Annotated in this window: 3 protein-coding genes; 2 read left to right on the top strand and 1 reads right to left on the bottom strand. The window is 70.9% G+C overall.

Annotation, left to right across the window (positions count from 1 at the left end; all coding sequences use genetic code 11):
* Positions 1-222: 222 nt before the first annotated feature.
* On the top strand, positions 223-939 hold the full coding sequence (locus G6R24_RS22970) for an FAD-binding protein (protein ID WP_225438799.1): 717 nt from the start codon (positions 223-225) through the stop codon (positions 937-939).
* On the top strand, positions 839-1,903 hold the full coding sequence (locus G6R24_RS23830; protein WP_338084479.1) for an FAD-binding oxidoreductase: 1,065 nt from the start codon (positions 839-841) through the stop codon (positions 1,901-1,903). Before G6R24_RS22970 ends, G6R24_RS23830 begins: the two co-directional genes overlap by 101 nt.
* Positions 1,904-1,910: 7 nt before the next feature.
* Here G6R24_RS23830 and G6R24_RS19755 read toward each other — a convergent pair whose 3' ends face one another.
* Complete coding sequence (locus G6R24_RS19755; protein ID WP_163550660.1) at positions 1,911-2,912, bottom strand: intradiol ring-cleavage dioxygenase; 1,002 nt, start codon at positions 2,910-2,912, stop codon at positions 1,911-1,913.
* Positions 2,913-3,107 lie beyond the last annotated feature (195 nt).

The following is a 3,107-nucleotide window of genomic DNA, read 5'->3' as shown; positions in this document are numbered from 1 at the left end:
GGTGTCAGCCACGTCGGAGATCCGGATTGTTTGCTTTCCGACGGGGATTTTCCTTCGGGTGCCGATCGGTGGGTTTTCGCTGCCCTGAACTCGGTGGGTCCGTTTGTGTTCCCGTCGGAGCCGATATCCGTGGTCATGGATTCCCGGTCGCATGGCGGCGACCGCCCGTCCCGGCCAGTGCGCCGCCTCGTCGGCGCGAACACGCGCACAGGGGGAGCAGCGATGAACGATCTGACCCGACGGCGGCTGGGGCTGTTGGGCGGCGCGACGGCGGTCGGCACCGGACTGGCCGCGTCACCAGCCCGCGCCGCCACCGCACCCACCCCGGTAGCGTCCGCCCCGGCGGCGGCCGCGCCGGCGTTACCCGTCGTGCCTGCCGCGCCGACGACCGCGCCGGGGGCGGGCGGGGCCGCGGCCGTGATCGGGCCTGGTGACGCGCGCTATCAGGATCTGGTCCGCGGGATCAACTACCGCTTCATCGGTCAACCGGACCACGTCCGGCTCGCCACCACGGTGGCGCAGGTGCGCGGTGCCGTCGCCGACGCCGTGCGGGAGAACCGAAGAATCACGGTCCGCAGTGGCGGGCACTGCCTGGAGGGATTCGTCGGCGACCCCGCGGTCAGGGCGGTCATCGATCTCTCGCAGCTCACCGGGGTGTACGCCGACCTGCCACGCGGCGCCGTCGTGGTCGAAGCCGGGGCCACGCTGGGCACGGTCTACGAGGTGCTGTTCAAACGGTGGGGGGGTGACCGTGCCCGGTGGTGTCGGCCCGCAGATCGGTGCCGGCGGGCATATCAGCGGCGGTGGCTACGGCGCGCTTTCCCGGCTGCACGGGCTGGTGGTCGACTATCTGAACGCCGTCGAGGTGGTCGTGGTGGACGCCTCGGGGCAGGCTCGCACGGTGGTGGCGACCGCCGCGGCCGACGATCCGAACCATGATCTGTGGTGGGCGCACACCGGCGGCGGAGGCGGTAATTTCGGGGTTGTCACCCGTTACTGGCTACGCGATCCGCACGCGACCGGGAACAGCCCGGCGACCTGGCTCCCCCAGCCGCCGGCGGCGTTGCTGCTGGCCCAGTACCGCTGGCCGTGGGCCCAGCTCGACGAGACGAGCTACACCCGGATCGTCGCCAACTTCACCCGCTGGCACGAGGCGAACAGCGCCCCGGGTTCCCCGGAGCGCGCCCTGTTCGCGGTGCTGTCGCTCAACAGTGTCAACACCGGAGATCTCGGCCTGACCGTGCAGGTCGACGCCACCGCGCCGAACGCCGCCGGGTTGCTGCGCGACTTCGTCGCGGCGCTGGGGGAGGGCACGAGCGTCGCACCGGTCGGCAACCAGCGGACGCTGCCGTGGTGGGACGCCTTCCGGTATTCAAGCTTCGCCGATTTCGGCCCGGGGATAGGCAACCGGGTGAAGCTCAAGTCGTCCTATCTGCGAAAGAGCTACACCCCGGCGCAGCTGGCGACCCTCTACCGGTGGCTTTCCCGGGCCGGGTATCCGGGGCGGGCCGCGACCGTCCTGCTGGCCGGCTACGGTGGCCGCATCAACAGTCTGCGGGCGGACGAACGGGCCATACCCCAACGTGATTCGGTGATCAAGGCGCAGTACTCCGTGCGGTGGATCGACCCGGCCGAGGACGAGCTGCACCTCAGCTGGGTGCGCGGCCTCTACCGGGAGCTGTTCGCCGACACCGGCGGCGTTCCCGTTCCCGGTGATCGCCACGACGGTGCCTACATCAACTATCCCGATGTCGACCTGGCCGATGCCGCCTGGAACACGTCGTCCACCGCCTGGTCGACGCTGTACTACAAGGGCAACTACCCGCGGCTACGCCAGATCAAGAAGCGCTGGGACCCGCAGGACCGCTTCCACCACGCGCTGGCGGTCCGACCCGCCGAGTAGCGGGCGCCTACGGCCGGCCGCCACCACGGCCGCCACCGCCACCACGGCCGCCACCGCCACCACGGCCGCCACCGCCACCACCCGCCGGCGCCTGGCCGCCACCACCCGCGGTGGTCGTCGTGTCGACGCCGACGGTGAGCGCGACGGTGTAACCGGCGGTGACGCTGCCGGTGACCGTGCCGAGCTGCTGGGCGCCGCTGTCGTCGCCGAAGACGTTGTCGCCGGCCAGACTGACCCGGGCCAGGTTCGTCACCGACGTGGCGTAACCGGTCTGCTGGTAGACGACGTCGCAGGTCGCCTTCGGAAGGGCGATCTGGGACGTCGCGATCGCCCTGGTGGAGTCGGTGATGCTCGCCTGGTCGGGATGGACCTCGAAGTGGATGTGCGGCCAGCGTCCGTCATAACAGGCGGGGAAGATACTGGTGAAGCTGACCGTGCCGTTCGCGTCGGCGATCTGGACACCACGCAGATAGTTCTGGTCGGTGATGCCCTGTGAATACAGGGAGTACTTTCCGTCCCGGTCGCAGTGCCAGGCGTAGACGGCGACGCCGGTAAAGGCCGCGCCGCTGTTCGCGAGATCCCTGATGGTCAGCGAGATGGTCGTGGGAACACCCTGCGCGGTGCCGCTCGCCCCGCCGAAACTGCTGCGGATGTCGCGGCGGACGATGCCGTCCAGCTCCAGCACGTCCGGTCCGTTCGACCCGTCGCCCGGGTAGGGGCCGGCGGTCTCCTCGGGGATCTCCGCCAACGTCGAGCCGCTGCCGCTGGCGCCGCTCGTGGCAGCAGCGGTGCTGGACGAGCTGGTGGCGGACGCGTCCGCGGAGGTGTCGCAGGCGGCGAGACCCGCGGTGGCGGCACCCACGCCGAGGAAGGCCAGTAGCCGGCGCCGGTTCATCGCGGTGCGCAGGTCGAAGGCCAGACCCTGGTCGACGAGCTCCTCGCCGGGGCGGGGCAACGGCCGACCCTCGTAGGTCGGGCGCGGACGGCGGGCGGAGGGTCGGTGCGCCATGCGAGGCTCCGTCTCTCGGTGGAGATCCTCAGTAAGCCGCCCCGGCCTGTGCGTCTGCTGTGCGAGGTCTGTGGGAATCCTGTGCCGCCGGACGGGCGCCGCTGCCCGCCCGGACCCGCCGCCGGCCGAGGCCCACGGTCGGCCTGTTCGGTCGCCGGCCCATGGATTCGCCAAGGTCGATATTGACGTCGACTT

This window comes from Candidatus Frankia nodulisporulans (assembly GCF_902806475.1).
GTDB lineage: Bacteria > Actinomycetota > Actinomycetes > Frankiales > Frankiaceae > Frankia > Frankia umida.
This window is presented reverse-complemented; position numbering and strand designations above follow the sequence as displayed.

Bases quoted from the DNA above. Each gene is read 5' to 3' on its own strand.
- G6R24_RS19755 (WP_163550660.1), bottom strand. From the start codon at position 2,912: ATGGCGCACCGACCCTCCGCCCGCCGTCCGCGCCCGACCTACGAGGGT.
- G6R24_RS22970 (WP_225438799.1), top strand. From the start codon at position 223: ATGAACGATCTGACCCGACGGCGGCTGGGGCTGTTGGGCGGCGCGACG.